Origin of the sequence: Filifactor villosus (assembly GCF_042652965.1) — a bacterium.
In the GTDB taxonomy this organism is placed as follows: domain Bacteria; phylum Bacillota; class Clostridia; order Peptostreptococcales; family Filifactoraceae; genus Filifactor; species Filifactor villosus.
In genome coordinates this window covers 164,140-186,041 of sequence record NZ_JBHSHL010000022.1, presented here as the reverse complement: position 1 = coordinate 186,041, position 21,902 = coordinate 164,140, and the positions used below count along the sequence as shown (strand labels likewise).

Annotated in this window: 19 protein-coding genes; all 19 read right to left on the bottom strand. The window is 45.5% G+C overall.

Going from position 1 to position 21,902, the window contains the following annotated elements:
- Window positions 1-200: 200 nt before the first annotated feature.
- Window positions 201-1,580, bottom strand: a complete 1,380-nt coding sequence (locus tag ACFO4R_RS06745; protein WP_379788298.1) for a radical SAM/SPASM domain-containing protein — start codon at window positions 1,578-1,580, stop codon at window positions 201-203.
- A gap of 216 nt (window positions 1,581-1,796) precedes the next feature.
- A complete protein-coding gene (locus ACFO4R_RS06740) occupies window positions 1,797-2,888 on the bottom strand; it encodes a HAMP domain-containing sensor histidine kinase (protein ID WP_379788297.1) in 1,092 nt (363 codons plus the stop codon).
- Window positions 2,875-3,555, bottom strand: coding sequence for a response regulator transcription factor (locus ACFO4R_RS06735; RefSeq protein WP_379788296.1), 681 nt, complete (start codon window positions 3,553-3,555; stop codon window positions 2,875-2,877). Before ACFO4R_RS06735 ends, ACFO4R_RS06740 begins: the two co-directional genes overlap by 14 nt.
- 428 nt (window positions 3,556-3,983) lie before the next feature.
- Entirely contained in the window at window positions 3,984-4,514 is a 531-nt protein-coding gene (locus tag ACFO4R_RS06730) for a TDE2712 family protein (RefSeq protein ID WP_379788295.1), read from the bottom strand.
- A gap of 520 nt (window positions 4,515-5,034) precedes the next feature.
- Window positions 5,035-5,271, bottom strand: coding sequence for a putative Se/S carrier protein (locus tag ACFO4R_RS06725; protein ID WP_379788294.1), 237 nt, complete (start codon window positions 5,269-5,271; stop codon window positions 5,035-5,037).
- 644 nt (window positions 5,272-5,915) lie between these two features.
- Window positions 5,916-7,058: an aminotransferase class V-fold PLP-dependent enzyme gene (locus tag ACFO4R_RS06720; protein WP_379788293.1), complete on the bottom strand. Its 1,143-nt coding sequence runs from the start codon at window positions 7,056-7,058 to the stop codon at window positions 5,916-5,918.
- A 253-nt stretch (window positions 7,059-7,311) separates the two neighbouring features.
- Window positions 7,312-9,255 carry a selenocysteine-specific translation elongation factor gene (gene selB / locus ACFO4R_RS06715; RefSeq protein ID WP_379788292.1) on the bottom strand — a complete coding sequence of 648 codons (1,944 nt, stop codon included), beginning with the start codon at window positions 9,253-9,255 and terminating at the stop codon, window positions 7,312-7,314.
- 22 nt (window positions 9,256-9,277) lie between these two features.
- A complete protein-coding gene (gene selA / locus ACFO4R_RS06710) occupies window positions 9,278-10,651 on the bottom strand; it encodes an L-seryl-tRNA(Sec) selenium transferase (RefSeq protein WP_379788291.1) in 1,374 nt (457 codons plus the stop codon).
- A complete protein-coding gene (gene selD / locus ACFO4R_RS06705; RefSeq protein ID WP_379788312.1) occupies window positions 10,644-11,675 on the bottom strand; it encodes a selenide, water dikinase SelD in 1,032 nt (343 codons plus the stop codon). The genes selA and selD overlap by 8 nt, the downstream gene beginning before the upstream one ends.
- Window positions 11,676-11,783: 108 nt before the next feature.
- Window positions 11,784-12,383: a sulfurtransferase-like selenium metabolism protein YedF gene (gene yedF, locus ACFO4R_RS06700; protein WP_379788290.1), complete on the bottom strand. Its 600-nt coding sequence runs from the start codon at window positions 12,381-12,383 to the stop codon at window positions 11,784-11,786.
- Between the two features lie 202 nt (window positions 12,384-12,585).
- Window positions 12,586-12,807: a hypothetical protein gene (locus ACFO4R_RS06695; RefSeq protein WP_379788288.1), complete on the bottom strand. Its 222-nt coding sequence runs from the start codon at window positions 12,805-12,807 to the stop codon at window positions 12,586-12,588.
- Between the two features lie 55 nt (window positions 12,808-12,862).
- A complete protein-coding gene (locus ACFO4R_RS06690) occupies window positions 12,863-13,321 on the bottom strand; it encodes a hypothetical protein (RefSeq protein ID WP_379788286.1) in 459 nt (152 codons plus the stop codon).
- Between the two features lie 11 nt (window positions 13,322-13,332).
- On the bottom strand, window positions 13,333-14,661 hold the full coding sequence (locus ACFO4R_RS06685) for an S-layer homology domain-containing protein (RefSeq protein ID WP_379788285.1): 1,329 nt from the start codon (window positions 14,659-14,661) through the stop codon (window positions 13,333-13,335).
- 423 nt (window positions 14,662-15,084) lie between these two features.
- On the bottom strand, window positions 15,085-16,404 hold the full coding sequence (locus ACFO4R_RS06680) for an S-layer homology domain-containing protein (RefSeq protein ID WP_379788284.1): 1,320 nt from the start codon (window positions 16,402-16,404) through the stop codon (window positions 15,085-15,087).
- Window positions 16,405-17,128: 724 nt separating this feature from the next.
- Window positions 17,129-18,508, bottom strand: a complete 1,380-nt coding sequence (locus ACFO4R_RS06675; RefSeq protein ID WP_379788283.1) for a M56 family metallopeptidase — start codon at window positions 18,506-18,508, stop codon at window positions 17,129-17,131.
- Between the two features lie 3 nt (window positions 18,509-18,511).
- Complete coding sequence (locus ACFO4R_RS06670) at window positions 18,512-18,919, bottom strand: BlaI/MecI/CopY family transcriptional regulator (protein WP_379788282.1); 408 nt, start codon at window positions 18,917-18,919, stop codon at window positions 18,512-18,514.
- 383 nt (window positions 18,920-19,302) lie between these two features.
- Window positions 19,303-20,598: a M18 family aminopeptidase gene (locus ACFO4R_RS06665; RefSeq protein WP_379788281.1), complete on the bottom strand. Its 1,296-nt coding sequence runs from the start codon at window positions 20,596-20,598 to the stop codon at window positions 19,303-19,305.
- 14 nt (window positions 20,599-20,612) lie between these two features.
- Entirely contained in the window at window positions 20,613-20,831 is a 219-nt protein-coding gene (locus ACFO4R_RS06660) for a YdbC family protein (protein ID WP_379788280.1), read from the bottom strand.
- Window positions 20,832-20,849: 18 nt separating this feature from the next.
- Window positions 20,850-21,188 carry a YkvA family protein gene (locus ACFO4R_RS06655; RefSeq protein ID WP_379788278.1) on the bottom strand — a complete coding sequence of 113 codons (339 nt, stop codon included), beginning with the start codon at window positions 21,186-21,188 and terminating at the stop codon, window positions 20,850-20,852.
- Window positions 21,189-21,902: the final 714 nt, after the last annotated feature.

Below are 21,902 nucleotides of genomic sequence, written 5' to 3'. Positions count from 1 at the left end.
ACCTCATACTCAAATCCTATATCAAAAAACACTCATACAGACAACCTTGCAATGTGCGATCAGCAGTTTTTAAAAAAGTGATGTGATAAGACAAGACTTGTATATGCCATCCGTAACACTCTCACAGGAGTACACAACCCCTTTTTTGCTATATGCTGCCGAGTTTCTGTCAAGATAAGTTGCAAACACAAAGTTTCTTTCTATGCTTCTTTTTTGTTTTGAAAACACTGTTCACATTTTCCCGAACAGCTCCAGAGGCTGTCTGCAATCGGAGCCCATTTTTCTGCAGCCTGTTTTGTCTTTGCACTCAACTCGTCGACATCTTCCGGCTCTATGACATCTGTAGACTTCGCTCCTGACTCATGGACCATCATCGCCAACTTTCCGGGATTATCCAGGAGAGGACACGGTCTTAACATATTCTCATTGAAGGGCTGATTGTTGCGATATGCCATGAACAAGGGAGAACGATATGCCTCCAACAAGGTTTTTTCTCTGATATTGGAATCTGAATAGTGAATAAAGGCACAAGGTTCAATATCCCCATTTGCATTGATATGCAGATAACATCTTCCCCCGGCAATACATCCGTCGACAAACTCTCCGTCATTCCAAAAGTCCATTGTAAAAATCGGCTTTGTCTTTCGGAAACTTCGGACGGTATGGTACATATACTCCCTCTGTTGTGCAGTGGCAATCAAATCCGTCGGGGCATCTTTCCCGATCGGCATATAGGTAAACAGCCAAGCGAACTTTGCTCCCATATTGATCATCTCATCAAAAAACTCATCACTGCCTATCACCTCAGTATTATAACGTGTATAACAACACGAAATTCCAAAAGGCAGCTTCTTCTCTCTCAGAATTTTCATTCCTCTTACCAAAGCTTGATAAGTCCCCCTTCCCCTTCTGGCATCGGTTGCCTCTTCAAATCCCTCCACACTGATTGCAGGCACGAAATTCTTAACTCGAAGCATTTCGTCCGCAAAAGCTTCGTCAATCAAGGTACCGTTTGTAAACGCCAAGAATTGACAATCCGAATGAGTTTCACAAAGACGGATAATATCTTTTTTTCGAACCAAAGGTTCTCCACCCGAAAAAATATACATAAATGTTCCCAGTTCTTTTCCCTGTCTTACAATATCGTCCAGCTCTTCAAAACTTAAATTCAACTTATTCCCGTATTCCGACGCCCAGCATCCCACACATTTGAGATTACATGCCGATGTAGGATCAAGAAGGATGGCCCACGGGATATTACAATTGTATTCCTGTGAATGTTTGCTCTGGCGTGCACAACCGATCATTGTGGCATTGACCAAAAAATTCTCAAAAGTAGCCCTTCTGACATCCTTATCAATGTCCGAATACAAACTCATCACATATCGATACCACACACTGTTTTTGTCGGACAACGCCTTTTTTACCGGAGCGATCTGATTCTCAAGCAGCCCCGAACGTTCCGCCCATCTCAATAACTTGGGAATATTCTCTTCCGGATCCTTGTCCATATAAGAAATCATTTGTTTTAACCCTGCTGTCTGCAAACTCTCCTTCAGCGTTCTGTTCAATCTCGTCACGGCTCTCTCCTCCTTTTTGTTGTTTATACTATTCTTCGATAGAAGTATGGCTATATCTGTTTTGCAACCACGAAAATTCGTTTTCTCTTCTATGGAGTGCAAATCGTTGATATCCATTATTCAAAGGAATAATAGTATTAAGTGCTTTTTCATCTTCATCCTATCATGCAAAGATAAACTCAACCTCAACAAAAAGCAAGTTTTTCGCAATTGTAGTTATTTTCTAAAGGGAAACATGACCGAAAACGTAGTCCCTAAATCACTGCTGCACACTTCGATCCTTCCTCCGCAGAGTTCGACTATCCTTTTTGCAATAGGAAGACCTAACCCGTTCCCCTCAAGGAGTTTTGTGCCATCGGCCTGATACAGTTTGTCAAAAATCCTGTCCACCATCTGCTCATCCATACCCCTTCCTTCATCCGATATGGAAACCTTTACAGTATCTCCCTCTCTGAAACACGAAATCGTAAGCGATCCTCCTTCCCTATTGAATTTAATGGCATTGGAAATCAGGTTGTTCCACAACAGAGCAACCATCTCCCGATTCCCGTAAAACAGAACCGGTTCCATTCTCAAAACGGGCTCGATCTTCTTTTCTTCCCATTCCATCTGCATCGTCAGCAGACAATTCCTTATCTGTTCGTCCAAAAAATACCGTGATTTCTCTCCTACGATTTCTTGAGATTCCAGTTTGGAAAGCAGAAGAATATTTGTTGAAAGTTTCGCGAGTTTTTCCGACTCGGAAACAATATAACTTTGGTACTCCCTCCTTTCTTCCGGTGACAAATCCTCCCTCATCAACTGTTCTGCAAACCCCTTTATCGAAATAATCGGCGTCTTGAACTCATGAGAAAAATTATTGATAAAGTTTTTACGCAGTATTTCAATACTTGAAAGCTCCGATATCATATTATTAAAGGAAAGTACCAAAGTCTTGACCTCGCTGTAACAACCTTTCGTGGATATTCGAACCTCAAAATTCCCGTCAATTACCTCTCTTGTTGCCTCAATCAGCGCATCCATCGGACGAAGAAGCCAAAAACTCAAAAAAAATGCCATGACCGTCGCCAACAACAGGCTTGCACCCAGAGTGATTACAACCGAAAACATCGCTCTGTTCCCAAATATATCATAGTTACTGAAACGATTTAAAACGGAAAAAATGAGATAAGTCAAAAGCCCTGACATCCCCAGAATCAAAACAATGAAAAACACGAGCAAAAAACGCAAGGTAAGAAATCTGCCCACCATCTTCAAACTCAATCTTTGAACTCCGATCGTCCTCATCTTTTTATCAAACTTTTTCACGAATCATCACCTTGTAACCCAATCCTCGAATCGTTACGATCTCAAAATCCTTATTATCGTTGAAACGGTTTCTCAAACGATTGATATGGACATCGACACTGTGCATATCCGTATCGTTGTCAAATCCCCACACCTCATCCATGATCTGCATCCTTGTGAAAATTCGATTGGGATAAGAAAGCAGCTTATAGATGATCAAAAACTCCTTTTGCGGAAGGGTCTGTATCCTTCCTTCGTACTCCACCGAAAAACCGTCATAATTAAACACCGTACTTCCCACCCTCAGCTGTCTTTCACCGGCAATCTTATACCGCCTGAGAAGAGCGTGGACTCTAAGGAGCAGCTCCTCGTAATCAACAGGCTTTACCATATAATCGTCCGTTCCTTGACGAAATCCCTTCTTCTTGTCCTCGATATCCTCCAATGCCGTCACCATCAAAATGGGAATGTCAAAACCGCTTTCCCGAATCAACCCGGCGAACGAGTAACCGTCAATCCCGGGAAGCAAAATATCGAGAATAATCAAATCCACATGATACAGCTCCATCATCTCCAGCGCCTTCTCCGCACTGTCTGCGACGATAGGCTCAAACCCGTTTTGCGAAAGTACCTTTTCCATTAACTTACGCGCACCCCTGTCGTCCTCTACAACCAAGATCGAAAACATCTTCTCCCCTCCTAAGCCTTGCAGGTTCTCTTATATAAACATAATCCTTCTCATACTATTATTCTTTTGAGTTGTGGATATAAACGATCTGTGAACAATAGAAGATAGAACAATTTTTCGTAGTCAAAAAATAGCTATATCCATACTTCTATTGGAGAATAGTATCAGTCTTTCCGTCTCTGATATAATTGCCGGCTTCAATTATTTCTATCAATGCCTTGTACTACGTTATCCGTCAAAAAATTTTTCATATTTGTAGATTGGATATCTCGATACTTCAATCAGATAACAGTACAGTCCTATTTTCCTTTTGAAAATATCGCCGACAGCCAATAAAAAAAGAGCTTAACAGGTTCCCCCAAAACGGAAGAGCTTCTGTCAAACCCTTTTGCTTCTATAGATGCCGCAGTTTCTCTCCCGGTTTCGGTTTACTTTAATACCTCGCGAGCCTTCTCCAGCATAAACTCCTTAAAATCCTGTCCCTCGACCTTGACCACCTCGGGATCCGCCACATCGACCATCAATCGGAAAAAGTTGACGGTAAGCACATTACCCTCCTTGTAGAAGGTCTCATCCGTTCCGGGAATAAAGTTCACTACCAGTTCCTCATACTTGGACTCGGAAGCAAACTCCTTCATCAGATCATCGAGGTTCAAAAGTTTGATCGGCTTAAGCATACTTCTCATATTACCCAAGTCTTCGAGCATCCACATATTTGCATTCCAAAACTTCGACTCCAACTTCGTCGGAGAGTTCATAAGCTCCCTGTTTACAATCGCCGAAAGAACCTTTCTCACAGAATCCGGAGCAAAGCCTTCCTTGTATAACACCTGCATCTCGTCCTTGTTTGCCACCTCGATAAAGTACGAATCTACGACCTTCTCCTTTGAAGCGACACTCTCCCAGTAGAACAACATCATTTCCACCGGCTCATAGTTGATCTTGATCTTTTTTAACATAATATTCCTCCGTTTGTTTATACTACTATCCTTCAAAGTTCCATCCGACAAAACGATATGCACCTTGGAAACACCTGATTTCCGAATACAACTGTATCAGATGACACTTTAAAGAACAATAGCATCGATTTCTATACAAACTATTATATCACTATTGTGCCAAGCTGTCTAAGCGTTTTATCCCGGATTTGCCCTCTCCCTTATAAAATCGTCTTTGTTATGTATTGCAAGAGATCGTGGACTTAGCTTTGATAACGATACAAAAAGATAAAAATTTTATACTTTGTGATCCTGCTTTGCAATCAAAACATTAGGAAAACACTCTATAATTACCGAATTTTCTTGAAATAGCAAAAGAGGATGTAAGCTTTCTTTTTCGCCTTATGCTATTCACGCCTTATGCTATTCACGCCTTATGCCATTCCCCGATAGAAATGTGCTGTCCACTCCCGCAAGCATAAAAATCTACTTATCCCCCATAGAACGAAAGACATCGATGTCAATAATTCAAATCACCGTATTATACCATACAGTGATGGATGTCCCGGATCGACAACTTCGCCTCCGCGATTGAAGATTTGATCTTCTCTTCCAGAGCGATCTCTGTGCACCAACAGAGCCCGCAACCCGACGAAATCGCTCGCGGTACGGGAATTAACCTTCCTTCTATTCGATGTTGTTTGCAATACTTTTCCATCCCCATCGCTTCCGCCGTTGTATGAAAGGTTACGATGAGCTTCCATTCTTTTTTCCTCATACTGTCTGCTCCTATTGCTCTCTACCGGTTCTCTTCCTGCGTTTCTTGAACTTCGATCCGCCGATACCGGCGCCTCCGTCTATTTGTATTCTTATATCCTCAAATTCTATGACGACGAAATACCATCTTCTTCTTTTTCGATAAAAGTGTGACTGTATCCACACTCACAAGCACAAAAACTTGTTTTCTCCTCTTATCTGCTTAATACTATTCTCCGATAGAAGTCCGGTTACAGATATTTTGAGACAACGAAAATTTGTGTATCTTCTGTGGAGTACAGAACGCTGATATCCATAAATCTAATGAATAATAGTATAAATTGACAGCTTGGATGCTTTGAAACATCCTTATCCAAGGAAGATACCTCACAACTCGAAAAATCAACATAAAATCAACGCTATACGAATGATGAAATTTTTGAAAACCTTGATTTGACAAACTTCTGCATTTTTCAAACTCACAAAAAAATCAGGAGTTTGCCTTTGTGAAGGGTTTCCTAAAGTTGTTTTTCGATAATGCTATATTCTGTATGCCCGACATTTCGAACAAAAAACAGTATTGTCGCCCATAGAACAAAAGACATGGATACCAACAGCAAGCAGATAATAGGTTCACTCTTTTATTTTGGGTCGGGCGGCATCTGCCTACTCCTCCTCGCTGACAAGTTCTCTCAAGGCTCTGACTGCCACATCGACCTCTTCTTCGGTGTTGAAGTGGGAGAAGCTGAACCTTACCGCTCCCTGTTCCTCCGTGCCCAAAGACCGGTGCATAAGGGGGGCGCAGTGACCGCCGGAGCGTGTCGAAATCTCATAGCGTCTCATCAGCTCATCGCTTACCTCTGCGGAATCGTAGTCCTTAAAGTTCAAAGCGACAATGGGGCATCGAAGTTCCGTCTCAAAATCCCCGTAGATCTTCATCCCTTCCATCTTCGAGACCTCATCGTAGAACCTCCTCATCAGCTCTCTCTCCCTACCGGCTATCGCTTCAAGTCCTTCCTCGTTCAGGTAGGACACCGCCTCGGAGAGAGCGACGATCCCGTGGCCGTTCAAGGTCCCCGCCTCGGCGACTGTAGGCATCTGAGTCGGATGCGTTCGGCTATAAGTCCGAATCCCCGTTCCTCCGGTCTTGAGAGCTCTAAGCTCAACGCCCTCTCTCACATAGATGCCCCCCGTTCCCTGAAGACCGAGCATACTCTTATGCCCCGTAAAACACAGAACATCGATCTTCATCTTCTGCACATCGATTGGAAGATAGCCCGCCGTCTGCGAGGCATCAACGATAAAAAGAAGACCCCTCTCTCTGCAAAGACGACCGATTCTCTCGATATCGACCACGTTGCCTGTCAGGTTCGATGCGTGGGTACAAACGATCGCTACGGTATTCTCCCTGATATTCGACTCGAATTCCTCGTAGTAAGGCCTTCCCTTCTCATCGCAGCGAACAAAAGAAAGCTCCGTGCCCCTCTCCTCCATCTCGTAGAGGGGGCGAAGGACGGAGTTGTGCTCCATGACCGTCGTGATCACATGATCTCCGCTCTTGAGCAGTCCCTTAATCGCAAGGTTGAGACTCTCGGTGGAATTACAAGTAAAGGCAATCCTCGTAGGACTCTCCGACCCGAAGAAGTCCGCCAGCTTCTCCCGTGCCTCGTAGATTCTCCGAGAAGCCTGCATGGCCTCCTCGGTCGCTCCTCTTCCGGCATTGCCCATATGATTGATTGCAACGATCAGAGCATCGACGACCCTCTTGGGTTTTACCAATGTCGTTGCGGCATTATCCAAGTATATCATTTGTCCGCCTCCTTCTAAAAACAGAACCCTTCTTGTACAAAGCAATGCCGTATCATCCAAAACATTGACATAACATCTCTTGTGCAAATAATAAGAAGCTTGAAAATATTGACTTGACAGGATTTTGAATTCTGTAAGCTTATGTGAAAATCCGTCGTTTGCGTTTATACAAGGTTTCCCGAAATAACCAAACACCGACTCCGACCTTCTTGCATATCGGTATCCTCCCTCATCGCATTTCCATACACAGCGATTAAAAACCGACCCTCTCGCTCTCTCCTCCGACCTTCTTGGTCACCTTGATACTGTCCATATACTCCATTACCTGCTTTGCATTTTTGCGGTTCGTCCCCAGCAAATCCCGAAGTTCCGCTATGGTAATCAGGTTCTCCTCGGCGAGCTTCTCGAGAACATAGCCCTTTGCTTCGTCCATCAGAGAAGTCAGGGTAAAGGTATCGTCCGCCACCTTCACGAGAACACCCTCCTCCATCAAAGTCGCGATGATATCCTCCAACTCTCCCGCTCCAATTGAACCGAAGGACACCTCCGAGAGTTTCACAAACTCAAACCTCGCTTTTTTGAAGATCTCTTCCGCCTTGCCTTCCACCGTCCGATAAGTTTCATCCTTCGATACCTCAAAAGCTGCGGTACGAATGTATTCGTTTCTCCTCCCGATTAAGCCCTCTTCCTCCAAAAGCTCGACATACAAATCGAAGACGTTTCTTGCAACGTCCTTCATATAAGTCGTATGGATCTGAGCCTTGTTGATACCGAAACGGTAGGGATGACAAGAGTGATACTCCTTGAGCGCCGTTACAATCTTCTGCGTGCAAACCTCGTGTTTGGTGTGATGCATCAGATAACTGTCCTTCTCGGTCGAAAACGAAAGCACCGCACCGTCCTCCTTCAAGGACTCGACCTCCTTCGAGATCTCCGCGGGAGACATCGACGTACGCCTTGCAAGCTCGGTCAAAGAAACCATCGTGTCTTTTTGAGACTTGATCTGCATTTCGATAATATCTCCGGCAGAACCCGACTCCTTGCGTTTGAGATCCTCAATCACCTCTTGTTGGAACCTCTTCTTCTTCGTCGGATTGGCATCGAGGATCACCCCGCCTCCAATGGTATCGACAGGGGAATAAAACCGCACCAAAAAACGATCTCCCCTGCTCACTGCGATCTCCTCTTCCAGACGAAACTGCACATAGGACGACTCCGCCGGCCATACCTCCTCCTTGTCCAAAAGGACCGCCCGGCACAGCACCTGCTTGGTCCCGATATAGAGGTGGAGCCTCGAATTGTTGTAGAGAATGTGCTTGGATGCAGGTAGGACATTCAGCTTGACATCGAGCATCATCGTGTTTTTCATATTGTCCTTGGGTGCGATCATCGAACCTCGCTTGATCTCATTCTTCTTGATATTGGGAAGGTTGATCGCGACCCGCTGTCCTGCAAAACACTCCTCCACATCCCTGCCGTGGACTTGGATGCTTCGGATCCGGCACTCCTTGCCCTCCGGATAGATCATCAGAACATCTTCCTTCCTTATCCTGCCTGACAGGAGGGTACCCGTGATAACGGTCCCGAAACCCGAAATCGTAAAAACTCTGTCAATGGGAAGTCTGGGCACGCTGCCCGTCTCCTTTTGGACCTCTTCCTTCTGCGAGTATTCCTCGATCTTCTCCTTGAGTTCTTCAATCCCCTCTCCCGTATGGGCGGATACTTTGAGGATGGGAGCATTCTCCAAAAAAGTCCCCTTGAGTTCCTCCTTCACTTCCTCCTCCACCAGTTCGAGCCATTCTTCGTCAACGAGATCGCACTTGTTGAGGACAACGATACTGTTTGTCACTCCCAATTCTCCGAGGATGTCCATATGTTCCCTCGTCTGGGGCATGATCCCCTCGTCTGCGGCAATGACAAGGATGACCAAGTCCATGCCGACGACTCCCGCAACCATGTTGTCAATGAACTTCTCATGTCCGGGAACATCGATGATACCCACCCGATCTCCCGACTTGAGGTCAAAGTAGGTAAAGCCCAAATCTATCGTGATCCCGCGTCGCTGCTCCTCCTCCCAACGGTCGGTATTTCTCCCCGTCAGAGCCTTGACAAGACTTGTCTTCCCGTGGTCGATATGTCCCGCCGTTCCTATAATCATATTCTTCATCTTCCAAAAACCCTTTCCTTCTATCTTCATGTGCTCTCGCACATCCTTTCACCTATCGGAGTTGATCGAAATGGACAAACTCCTCTTCTTCTATCGTCCGTACATCCAAAATAAGTTTGTCGTTGGCTGTACGAACGACGATCGGCACCTCAAGCCTTCTCAGATCCTCTTCCATACTCGCCGTAGAACAGCTCGTCGGACGGATGGTGACTGCAAAACTCTCCAACCTCTCCACCGGAAGAGAACCTCCTCCGACCTGCGAAAAACAAGGCTCGACCTCGATCTCCGCCTCCAAAGCGAGACCGTCCAATCTTGCCTTCAGACGTTGTGCCCTCTCCTCGAGCTCCTCCTTGCCCATACGGATCATCCGCAGGACGGGAATGTTCCTGACCGCATGTTCCTCGCAGAGATACTCCTTGAGCACAATCTCCAACGCCGCCGCCGTAAACTTGTCGATCCTCAAGGCTCGAGTGAGCTGGTTCTTCTTCATCTCCTCAATATACTCCCTCTTGCCGACGATGATGCCCGCCTGAGGTCCTCCGAGAAGTTTGTCCCCGCTGAAACAGACGACATCCGCACCGGCACGCACGGACTCCTGCACCGTCGGTTCGTGCCTCAAACCGTACTTCTCCAGATCGATCAGGACTCCGCTCCCGATATCCTGAATAAGGGGGAGGGAGTGTTTTTTTGCAAGCTCCGACAGGGTTTGGATCTCCACCGACTGCGTGAACCCTATCATCTCGAAGTTACTCGTATGGACCTTGAGGATAGCTCCCGTCCCCTCGCCGATCGCCTCCTCGTAATCGCTGTCGTGGGTCTTGTTCGTCGTACCCACCTCGACGAGCTTTGCACCGCTCGCCTTCATCACGTCGGGGACCCGAAACTTGCCGCCGATCTCGACAAGCTCTCCGCGGGACACGATAACCTCCTTGTCCCGTGCCATCGTGTTCAGAATCAACATCACCGCCGCTGCATTGTTGTTGACCGCCATTGCCGCCTCCGCTCCCGTCAAACGGCAGAGCAGTGATTCTATATGGGAGTAGCGGTGTCCCCTGCCCCCTTCTTCCAACTCGTACTCCAAGTTCGAATACCCGCCCGCGATCCGTGCGATATACTCCAAATGCACCTTGGACAGAGGAGCCCTGCCCAAGTTGGTATGAAGGACCGTCCCCGTCGCATTGACGACCTTCTTAAAATTCGGACTCATCAGCTTCTCAAGCCTTACTCCGACCTCTTGAGGAAGACCTTCTATCCTTCCTTCAATCACTTCGCCCTCTCGAATACGGTCCCTCAACTCATCGGTAACAAGATGGATCTGCTCAAGCACCAACTCCCTTCCGAACCTCTGTATCAATTCGGACATCTCTTCCAACTCCAACAGGACATCCGTCTTGGGTATCATCCGATACTGCTCTTTCTTATTCATTCTCTTCTCTCCGCCTCAAATAGATACTCTTGTCTTTTTCTTCCACTACCCTTCCGATCACAGACACCTTCGTCTCCATCTCCGCCTCCTCAAACGCCTTGAGGATCTCTTGTACCTCCCGTTCAGGCAGGCTGAGCAAAAGACCTCCCGAAGTCTGGGGATCGAAGAGCAGATCGATATAATGCTCCTCGACCTCTCCCGTATCGACCGATCCTCCGAAATGCGTTCTGTTGTTGTACGAACCGGCAGGGACCAGCCCCATCCTCGCATAGGCGATCGACTCCTTCAAATAGGAGATCTCCTCCGGAAAAAGCTCAAAACTCACCTTGCTCGCCGAAGCCATCTCGACACCGTGACCCAGAAGGCCGAAACCGGTCACATCCGTACAAGCGTTGATACTGAACTTCTCCGCCACCTCCTTCGCCTTCTTGTTGAGCGTCTTCATCACAAGCACCGCTTCGCTGATTACTTCTTCTTCCGCCATCTCCGCCTTGATGGCGGTATTGATAATCCCGCTTCCTACCTGCTTGGTGAGGACGAGTACATCCCCCACCTTACAACCGTAGTTCTTAAAGATCATCTGCGGATGAACAAACCCCGATACACACAGTCCGTACTTGGGTTCGTCGTCCTGAACGGTATGGCCTCCGACCAGCACCGCCCCCGCCTCCTTGACCTTGTCCGCACCGCCTGCCAAAATGTCTCCCAAAACTTCGGGAGGCAGACAGTTCGGAAACCCGACGATGTTCAGTGCGATCTTCGGCTCTCCTCCCATCGCATAGACATCGCTCAGAGAATTTGCCGCCGCGATCTGACCGAAGGTATAGGGGTCATCCACGATCGGAGTGAAGAAATCGACCGTCTGTATCAGGGCGATGTCATCCGTGATCTTGTATATTGCCGCATCGTCGGACGTCTCTATGCCGACGAGCAGGTTTTCGTCATAAAACTTAGGCAGCTTGCCCAAAACTTGAGCAAGGGTCTCAGGACCTACTTTTGCCGCTCATCCCGATGTCTTACTCATTTGAGTCAGTCTTATCTTATCTTCCATTTCTTCCTCCGTTGATTTGTATGATTTGTCCTTACAGATCGTCGACACAAGGCTCCCCTTGTTTTCTGCAAGGCCCTCGGACTAAGGTCTTAAGATCTTATCCGCCTTTGCCATCGTCTCGACGATGTGATACATATTCGTAACCTCTCCGACCTTCAGGTGATCCGTCAGATTATAATAGTTCAAACAGGTCCCGCAGGTAAAGATCTGTACTCCCTGTTTCGAAAGGTTGAGCAGATCCTCCAGACAATCCGAACCCTCCGCCGTCAAAGTCGCTCCTCCGTTGTAGAACAGAAGAGTCTCGGGCAGCTTGTCAAGCTGGGTCAATGCAAAGATAAAGCCCTTGACCAAAACCTTGCCGAGCTCGTCGTTTCCTTCTCCCATCCTGTCGGAGGCAAAAACGACCACCGTCTTATCTCCACGTTGTGCGACGCTGCCGCCTTCCTCCTCGACGGACGCTGCTCCCTCCGTTTGGATCGAGATCCTGTATTCGCCCTCCTTGATCTTCGAGCTCACGACCTGTGCCCCCAGCTCCTTCGCCAACTTGGTCACATTTTGGACCGCGATCTCATTGTCCACAAGGACCTCGACAAGTTCGGGGGAAGTCATTGCCGAAATCGCCTTCTTTGTCTTTACTACCGGTATCGGGCAGGCATCTCCTATTGCATTTACTTTGATCATCTTCATTCTCCTTCTTCATTATACACAAAAATTTTTGTAAGCCAATACGTATTTCCACTCTTTTATTTTATTATGAAAACAGATATATTTCAAACACTTACAATATATTTTTTCGACCTCCTCCCCGAAGATTGCATACAAAAAGAGGGTCGAAAAATAAGTACAACCTTATTCTTCAACCCTCCCCGGTTTTGTTCTTATACTACTCCTGCTTAGATCCTTGCTCAAGGGGCTTGGAAGTGTTATCTTCGCGAGGCAGTTTCTCTATCATCGCCTTGATATAGAGATTTAAAGACGAAACGGATAGCACATATACCCAGAGAACAAGACTCTGTATATCCTTGGGCACTAAAAGTACCAAAAAAACAACAAACATACAGTTTATATTGATCCACCATTTGCATATATTCAGTTTCTTCTTCATAGCTCTCTCCTTTATTTTCTCTTACAAAAAGTCTTGACTTTGCAATACCTAGCTCCTACCCCTGCTTAGATCCTTGCTCAAGGGGCTTGGAAGTGTTATCTTCGCGAGGCAGTTTTTTTGTTATACCTATAATATAAGAACTAAAAAATGAAGTGGATAAAACATACATCAACCAACCTTTCTCATATACATATTCGGGAAAATAATATATAAAAACAAAAAGTATTAACCAGTTTATGTTGAACCACCATCTACATATATTGAGTTTCTTATTTATTTTTTCCAAATCAAACTCACTTAAAATATTTGACTGACTTTCCACGTTCGACCTATCGGGTTTAGAAAGTGGATTTTTGATAATAATGTAGGCATAGATGTTAAAAAATACAGTAGATAATGTGATGATCGACCAGAAGACTTGATTTAAATATTCACGAAAAAAAAGCACAAAAACGGTAATGATAATACAGTGTACATTACTCCACCATCTGAATATATTCAGTTTCTTCTTCATAGGTCTCTCCCTTATTCTCTCCACACAAAGCTGTTCTTTCCGTCCATAATACCTTCCATGACCGTAACGATCATCTTGGCACATTCCGCCCTCGTTACATTGGCTTGAGGAACAAAGTAGCCGTTTCCTCGTCCGTCGATCACGCCCGACTGTTGAAGAGAAGATATCGCCTCCTTAGCGTAAGATGCGATCTTTCCTCCGTCCTTGAAGGTTTGTTTTTGGTGCAGAGTCGGCATCGGGACCTGTGCATCGACCTCGATATAACGATAGAGCATAGCAGCCAGCTCTTGGCGACTGATCACCTGATCCGGTTTGAAACTGCCGTCGGAATAGCCCTTGATCAAGCCCTTTGCATAAGCCCAGTCGATTGAGTTCGCATAGGGATGGCTACGCGGAACATCCTTGAAGTTGCTCTGCGAAACTCTTCCCCTGTCATCGCTCATATTCTTGAGATAGAAGGCAAGATCTCCCCTTGTGATCGGATCGTTGGGGCTGAACATTCCCTTCTTCTCGTTCATGATTCCCCTTGCCATAACAAAGTTCGCATAGGGTTTGTACCATCCCTTGATATCGCTGTAGGACACCTCTTTGTAGCCCACCGCATAAATGCCCCCTTCATCGATAAGAGCCTCGATATACCTGTGTTCCACATCCTGCTCGTATTCGTACCTCGTCTCTTCCTTGTACACGGAAGACGCCACGATACTAAGATGACCTCCATCGACACGGTAAAGCGCAAGACAGTTTTTTTCTTCTCCCTTTTGCGGATAATAAGGTAACCTAATCAGAGTTCCCTTATTGTAGGCAGGGATGGGTCTGTTATTTACCCTAAGGGAAAAATCGTAGATCGGCCTTTTGCCCACCGTAGCCTTTGCACTACCATCAAGAATAGAAGGCTCCTTCTTCTCGAGATCGAAACGAAACTCCCCTTCCCCCAGTTTGGTAATGTGATCTTGTCCGACAAATTCCAAAACACCCAAAGTATGCTCCATCTTAAACCCGTGGAGGCGAGAACCGTATCCTTTCCCGACAATTTCGCTGAAGGTAGGAGCATCGATAATCACCGTCGCGGATTCTACCCCGGAAGGAAGGCGCCCCGGCAGGTACAAACAGCCCACACCTCCTCCTCTTAAAGCTCCCAAGTCGGAGGTGTTCACCATATCCCCCATCTCTGTCACATCGTTTATCAGAAACACAGCATTCTTTCCTTTGATCTGAGGTTCTCCCAAAGAAAACGATGAACTTACAATATACGTCTTCTTCCTCTGAACCGCAAACACTCCCGATACTGAAACAAGGGCCATTAGAAGAGCCAAAACTACAGATAATCTTCTTTTCATTTCAACCATCTCCATTCTCTTCTTCACAATATCATGTACCGTTCTCAACTTTCTTTTGCGCTAAGATTATCATAAACAAAACTTTTTATCAAGCAATGTATTCATATTGTAATCAAATATATAAATATGTGATTTTTGTATAATTCTATTTTAAAATCAATTTTTTATTATACCTTTTGCATCTTCATACCATTCTCCGTTTGAAATTTCCTCCATCCTTTGTATTTCACGACAAAATCCCGACGAACAAGACTTCTTCCAAAGAAACCTTATTCGTCGGGATCTTCAATGCTCACACAAAACATACACCTGCTTAAGAGAACCTTCTCACAGAGGAACACTGCACTTTTGCCGTCGCAAGTACGGCAAAGCGACAGACACCTTCATCTCCCATCCTTTCACAGCTTTCGATCCGTTACCTTGCTACTGTTCCCACACAAAGCTGTTCTTTCCGTCCATAATACCTTCCATGACCGTAACGATCATCTTGGCACATTCCGCCCTCGTTACATTGGCTTGAGGAACAAAGTAGCCGTTTCCGCGTCCGTTGATCACGCCCGACTGTTGAAGAGAAGATATCGCCTCCTTAGCGTAAGATGCGATCTTTCCTCCGTCCTTGAAGGTTTGTTTTTGGTGCAGAGTCGGCATCGGGACCTGTGCATCGACCTCGATATAACGATAGAGCATAGCAGCCAGCTCTTGGCGACTGATCACCTGATCCGGTTTGAAACTGCCGTCGGAATAGCCCTTGATCAAGCCCCTTGCATAAGCCCAGTCGATTGAGTTCGCATAGGGATGGCTACGCGGAACATCCTTGAAGTTGCTCTGCGAAACTCCTCCCCTGTCATCGCTCATATTCTTGAGATAGAAGGCGAGGTCTCCCCTTGTGATCGGATCGTTGGGGCTGAACATTCCCTTCTTCTCGTTCATGATTCCCCTTGCCATAACAAAGTTCGCATAGGGTTTGTACCATCCCTTGATATCGCTGTAGGACACCTCTTTGTAGCCCACCGCATAGGTACCCGGCTCTCCTACAAGGGCTTGGATATAGGGCTTGTCCCCATGCTGTGTCATGACCGCCTTGTGTAGAGAATTTGCTACTTGAGACACGCTTCCGTTCGCCTCGACCCGATAGAGGACGAGCTTGCTCACATCTTCTCCCGAGGAAGGCGAATAGGGCAGACTGAGCAACATCGCCTTGTTCGAAGTCGAAGGAGTTTTGCCTCCCGCACTGACGGAAAAACTCACGATCGGTCGGTTGCCCACCACAGTTTTGGCGGATTGATCCAAAACGGAAGAACTCTTCTTTTCAAACTTCAGCCTCATCTCCCCGTCCGCAAACTTGGAGATATCCTTGCGATCGACAAACTCGACTCCTCCCAAGGGAAAACCAAAGGTCAGATGATAGATCTGTGCGGCCTTTGCTCCATCCGTAATGTACTTGAACACCGGCTTGTCCATAACGACTTCATAGGAGTCGAGGCCGGGTTTTTCGTCCGACGGAAGGTTCAGACCGCCCAAGCCTCCGCTCCTTGCCGCACCGTTGTCGGCACCCGAGACCATATCCGACATCTCCACCGCATTTTTGAGGACAACCACCGCGCTCTTTCCCTTTACCTCCGGAGTAGCCAAGGGAAAGACCGAATCAATGACCTCCGTCTTCTTTCCCTGTGCTGCAAAGGACACCGACATGGAAGTGAGGACCATAAGTCCTGCCAAAACTACAGATAATCTTCTTTTCATTTCAACCATCTCCATTCTCTTCTTCACAATATCATGTACCGTTCTCAACTTTCTTTTGCGCTAAGATTATCACAAAGATATGTTTTTATCAATTGTTGTATCCATATTGTAATATCTTTGTCAAAAACCATTCAAATCTTCTACGAACTGTCTTTAAGTATCCCTTTCACAATTGTATTCACCTCCTTCTTATCCCGCAGAAACGACCCGTATAATCCAATTTTATCATTGCTGATCTCACTCGTAAAACTGAAAATCGATAAAATAAAGGAATAAAAAATCGAACTATTTGTATATAAATAATTTCTATATCTGTTTTTCATCGATTTTCAATTATACGATATAATAATACTATTATCTATTAGAATTATCTTGTTGCGAATTTTGAATTCCACGACTGCTCAAAACGTTTCCTGTAAATATAAATTCTGTTTACCTGACATTTTAAACGGAGAATAGTATAAGGTTCTGTTTTCCAACAGAAATGTTACCCTGTCTACTCTGTATCTATGCAACTTTGTTTTATCTTCTATGGTCACAGATCGTTTATATCCATAACTCAAAAGAAGAATAGTATAACATCAAAGGTCATTGACAAAAACTATGGGTCCGGGAGCAACTTATCAGGATGATAACCCGATATAAAGTCTTCCCTCGGTTATACATTGTCCTGTCTCCGTTCTTATACCTCTGCGGATTTAAGTTTCGCAACCCTTTGCTCCTCCTATTTATAACTTTTCAGCCTGATATTATAATTCAATTTTGCATTTGAAAGATTTATTATAGTTACCGTATAATCCTTATTAACTTTTGTACTTCTTGTCCTAAGATTTACATCTCCGTAATAAGTTTTGCTGAAGATTTCTTCGCCATCCTCCAAGATCATCAACTGATATTTCACTTTTTTTCGGCTGGAGGTATCGGATATTCTTGTGGTAAAACCGGTATGTCTCCCCTCGGTATAGGAACTCATATCAAAGGTATGGGACTTATTACCAAATGCCCTCAGAGTTACCTTCTCGTCGATATCGACCGCAAGAGGCGAAGCTTGTGCCTCCATATCGAGAGAAAAATATTCGTTCTCAACAAGTTCTTCCGTACGATCATCGGTGTTGACGATCCTTTCCTCGACCTCTCCTCCGCCTTCCAGTTCAATAACTACAGGAGGATCGTATTTTTCCGCATAGACGAAGGCGGTCGTCAAAAACATCGCCACAACAAGGCTCAGGACCTTACCGATCTTATCCTTCCTCATCTTCTTCAATGTAACCATCCTTTCTACCGTGGGATTGAGCCCCAACACTCCCTCAAGAGGGATCCGGTGCCTCTGTATCCCCTTCATCATTACATTACACATCACATAGATATATTCGTTTTTGTTGAACTCCTTGCCCCCCGTCCTCTCTACGACCAGCTTGTCACAGAGGACTTCGAGGTCTTCATTCAGGATTCTCGACATAAGCCAGACCAAGGGATTGTACCAGTAGAGGCAGAGCAGAAGGTTCTTGAGATGGTTCCACAGCACATCGAACTTTGCGACATGGGTCATCTCATGGACCAATACATACTTAAGTAAGATGTCATCTCCCAAGATCCTGTCCTGAAGGACGATCTTCGGCGAGAAGATCCCATAGGTAACGGGAGCTTTGAGGTCATTGTTGACAAAGAGCCTGACCTTCCTTCTGCAAGGGACCCTCCTCATATATTTTTTCATCCTTTTGCTCGGACTTATCTCCTCCGCCCTGCTCAACACCCGATCGGTATTAAGGATCTGATACAGGATATAGATCCCCACTGCTCCCGCTACCACAAAGCGATGTAAGGCGGGAAAGAAGTCTCCGATTTCATTTGAGACATGGTAGATAAAGTCCCAAACGGTGATAAAGGGATAGGTAAGCCGATAGAGCCATCTCTGCTCCGGCATAACGACGATCGAAATACTGTAGGGCAGGAGCAGACGAAGGAGCAACATTCCCCACAGGATCATAACCGCGTACTTGGACCCTCTTCTGTTCAATCCCTTTCTCGTCAAAAGGATGATGAGGATATAGATGGTTATCAAGAGTCCTCGATTCAAAAATCCTATCTTCGAAAACCATATCATAAGCTATCTCCCGCTCTTCTTTGATTTTTGTTTTTTCTTGGGTTTATAGTCGCTGATCAATTCCTTCATCACTTCGATATCTTCCGAACTCAGGTTGTCATTGTCCAAAAACGCACAGAACAGCTTGATGGCGGAACCCTTATAGGTATCCTTAATCAAAGAATCGATGATCGGCTGTGCCAGCTCTTCTTCTTCGACCAACGCTTTGATCGTGTAATTCGGATACCTCCTCGTGATCATCTCCTTCTTCAGCAGTCTGCTGAAGTATACATAGCAGGAGGCTTTGGACCAACCGTATTTCCCGATAAGAATGTCGGAGAGTTCCTTGGCGGTGATCTCCCCGTTCTCATCCAAGATATTTTTGTCCCACAATACTTCCATTACCTTTTGTTCTGTCTCCGGAAACTTCATCTTTTCCACTCCTATCTGCAGATCTCGCGTTATACTCTTCTCTCTCAAGCTGATGTGCCTTACAAATGTATTTTACGCTCGAGCGTTTCGGACATTCTTATCCTTGTATGAGCGCCATTTTGATACGATAACAGCATTAACTCAGCTTCAAGTATTAACGGTTTTTGTTTTATTAACAAGCTTGTTAATATCATTCTATTTCACTTTTTCGGAATTGTCAATTATTATTTTTGTATTATAATAAAACATTTAAATATAACACCGATGCTTTATGAAATAATTGAATATTAGAGCGATACCGTATTTCGATCATAATAAAAGGCACGGCAGTTTTAAGACCGCCATGCCTTTATATTCTCTATGTGTCTTTGTGCGATACTTCCTTAGTCTTCTTTAAAGAAGTCCTTCAATACCTCGTTAAGGTAGAAGGAGTCTTGTGCTCCCATCAACTCTCTGACGGAGTGCATGGAGAGCATGGGATTGCCGATGTCGACACAGTGGATGGGAAGTTTGCTCGACGAGATCGGGCCGATCGTGGTTCCTCCCGCCTGATCCGAACGGTTGACAAAGAGCTGTACCGATACCTTCGCCTTCTCGCACAACTGCATAAAGACGGCGGAGGAATAACTGTCGCTGCTGTATTTTTTGTTATAGCTCATCTTGATGACGGGTCCCCGGTTCAACTTGGGTTTGTTGGTGGGATCGGTCTTCTCGGGTACATTGGAGTGTACCGCGTGAGCCATATCACAGGAGATGAGGAAGGAGCGGTTCATTGCCGTGTGATAGGCCTCTCCTTCGATACCCAAAGCACCCGCAATCCTCTCGAGAACGGAAGAGAGCAGGTTGGAGTCCGCCCCGTTCTTCGTCAGACTTCCGACTTCTTCGTTGTCAAAACCCACAACCATATTGATACTGTTCTTTGCTCTGACCGCCATCAGCGATGTGGAATTGACATAGAACATCGCGAGGTTGTCGAGTCTTCCGGAGCTTATCATCTCATCGTCAAAGCCCACATACTCCGCCTCTTCCCTCGGATAGAGGTAGAGTTCGTAGGAGAGGACATCCTCCGTCTTCGCCCCGCACTTGTCGCAGAGACGCTGAACAAAGCTCTTTGTCTCCATATCTTCATCAGAAAGACCGACGAGGGGCAGCATATCCTTCTGCCTGTTGAGTTCAAATCCCTTGTTGACCTCTCTGTTTTGATGAATGGCAAGGTTGGGGATGATCGCCACGTTCTTTTCAAAGTCAACCAGGAGGGTTTTGGGGTCAAATACCTTGTCGCCCTTCAAGGTGACCTTGCCCGCAACAGACAGAGGGCGGTCAAGCCATGTGTTCAAAATGGGTCCGCCGTAGGTCTCAGTATTGAGTTTACAGTAGAGGTTTTCGCTGATATCGGGGTTGGGCTTGATCATAAAGCCGGGCGAGTCCGTATGCGAACCCAAGATCCTAAAGCTCTTCGGCTCTTCTCCGATGTCGAAGGCGATCAATGCCGTGCCCAAGTCGACGACATAGCGTCCTCCTCTTCTAAGCGTCCATTCTTCTTCCATACACAGGCTCTCAAACCCCTGCTCGACAAAGTTCTTCTTCATCTCATCAACTGCATGATAGGGGCTTACGGAGCGGTTCAGAAACTCCATCAAGCCTGTATTATACTCTCTTACTTCCTGTTTCAATCTCATCTTCTCCTTTTTTCCTAAAGTATCTCGTCCAACAACGCTTTGAGTGCAACGAGTTCCTCCTTTGTCAAGGTGATCCCCTTGCCCATTTTATCGTGTGTTTCGTTCCAATCTCTTATATCGTACTTTTCGGGTCTGTCATTCCAACTGATGAGGTTGAGTTCCTTCGACCAGCCCTTGGCATTTGTCGAGAGTTCTCCCAACCGCTCAACGATCGTATACTTGATGTCGCCCATCTCAAACCTTCCCTTCTCTTATTTTTCCTTAAAATCCGCTTCGATAATCTTCTCGTCCTTCGGATCTTGTGTGCGCTCATTCTTAAAACGTTCGAGTTCTTCAGCGACCTTGCCGAGCAGGAAGTACGCGATGGCGATATCTTCCACATATCCCAGACCGAAGAACAGAAAATCGGCGAGCAGGTCGAGAGGGAGGAAAAAATAGGAGACCGTGACAAAAAGCAGGGTCAGAACCTTTGCTTTTCGGAACACTCCTACCTCATCATCCGTCAAAAAATCCGGCAAGAGATACATCGTTCTGAAAATCCTGATAAACCCTTTGGGATCGACCGTTTCCTGTTTTTTGTTGAATTTCATTTCTTCTCCTTTCCACCAATCCGCCAATGGAAATCATACCATAAACCGGCTCTAAAGTACAGAGGTCTAAGAGCCATTCGCCGTCATAAAGCTCTACAAAAATACCTCGTTGAAACACCGTCAAGGTCGACTGTAGAAAAACGCACAGACCCGTAACACGATCTCGGCTCTCTTTTTAAAGTGCGTTTATTAAGACAAGTTATTCCTTTTCCTCGTTTCAGATTCTTGTATAGTTGGATTCTATAACATCCTTACTTGAGATATTTTTACATTGCTTGAAGAAGTTTTCAAATACTCCCCCATTCCGAACTTATTCTTATTTTGAACGATTCGGTATGGAAGCTACAGCCAACAACACAATAAAGAGTAGAATATATATTGCCCCGAACAAACCGCTGATCAACAGCCAATATATATTCGGAATAAAAAATTGAGTGTTGTTTCCTATAATATACCAGATTTTTTTGTTTAAAAATATAAGAAACAAAATACACAAATCATACACTAACGCCCTCTTGATATTCAAACACCCACTTGGTGCAATTTTTTTTGGTAAATCTTTCATTGGAAAAGGAAAAAAACTCACCATCAAATAGAGAAATACAACGAAAGAACTCAAAAAAATAAGTGTATCTTCGGAACTAGTGAATATAGAAAGAAAAGTGCGAGGTATATTCATAATTTTCACCCCTTTTTTTCAATATTTGGAAATAA

What these genes read in the sequence shown, in the direction of transcription:
- yedF (WP_379788290.1), bottom strand. Translation starts at nt 12,383, where the DNA reads ATGATCAAAGTAAATGCAATAGGAGATGCCTGCCCGATACCGGTAGTA.
- ACFO4R_RS06665 (WP_379788281.1), bottom strand. Translation starts at nt 20,598, where the DNA reads ATGAGATTGAAACAGGAAGTAAGAGAGTATAATACAGGCTTGATGGAG.
- ACFO4R_RS06695 (WP_379788288.1), bottom strand. Translation starts at nt 12,807, where the DNA reads ATGAAGAAGAAACTGAATATATGCAAATGGTGGATCAATATAAACTGT.
- ACFO4R_RS06690 (WP_379788286.1), bottom strand. Translation starts at nt 13,321, where the DNA reads ATGAAGAAGAAACTGAATATATTCAGATGGTGGAGTAATGTACACTGT.
- ACFO4R_RS06730 (WP_379788295.1), bottom strand. Translation starts at nt 4,514, where the DNA reads ATGTTAAAAAAGATCAAGATCAACTATGAGCCGGTGGAAATGATGTTG.
- ACFO4R_RS06660 (WP_379788280.1), bottom strand. Translation starts at nt 20,831, where the DNA reads ATGGGCGACATCAAGTATACGATCGTTGAGCGGTTGGGAGAACTCTCG.
- selB (WP_379788292.1), bottom strand. Translation starts at nt 9,255, where the DNA reads ATGAAGATAGAAGGAAAGGGTTTTTGGAAGATGAAGAATATGATTATA.
- ACFO4R_RS06655 (WP_379788278.1), bottom strand. Translation starts at nt 21,188, where the DNA reads ATGAAATTCAACAAAAAACAGGAAACGGTCGATCCCAAAGGGTTTATC.
- ACFO4R_RS06735 (WP_379788296.1), bottom strand. Translation starts at nt 3,555, where the DNA reads ATGTTTTCGATCTTGGTTGTAGAGGACGACAGGGGTGCGCGTAAGTTA.
- ACFO4R_RS06720 (WP_379788293.1), bottom strand. Translation starts at nt 7,058, where the DNA reads ATGATATACTTGGATAATGCCGCAACGACATTGGTAAAACCCAAGAGG.
- selA (WP_379788291.1), bottom strand. Translation starts at nt 10,651, where the DNA reads ATGAATAAGAAAGAGCAGTATCGGATGATACCCAAGACGGATGTCCTG.
- ACFO4R_RS06725 (WP_379788294.1), bottom strand. Translation starts at nt 5,271, where the DNA reads ATGAGGAAAAAAGAATGGAAGCTCATCGTAACCTTTCATACAACGGCG.
- ACFO4R_RS06675 (WP_379788283.1), bottom strand. Translation starts at nt 18,508, where the DNA reads ATGATATGGTTTTCGAAGATAGGATTTTTGAATCGAGGACTCTTGATA.
- ACFO4R_RS06670 (WP_379788282.1), bottom strand. Translation starts at nt 18,919, where the DNA reads ATGAAGTTTCCGGAGACAGAACAAAAGGTAATGGAAGTATTGTGGGAC.
- ACFO4R_RS06680 (WP_379788284.1), bottom strand. Translation starts at nt 16,404, where the DNA reads ATGAAAAGAAGATTATCTGTAGTTTTGGCAGGACTTATGGTCCTCACT.
- ACFO4R_RS06685 (WP_379788285.1), bottom strand. Translation starts at nt 14,661, where the DNA reads ATGAAAAGAAGATTATCTGTAGTTTTGGCTCTTCTAATGGCCCTTGTT.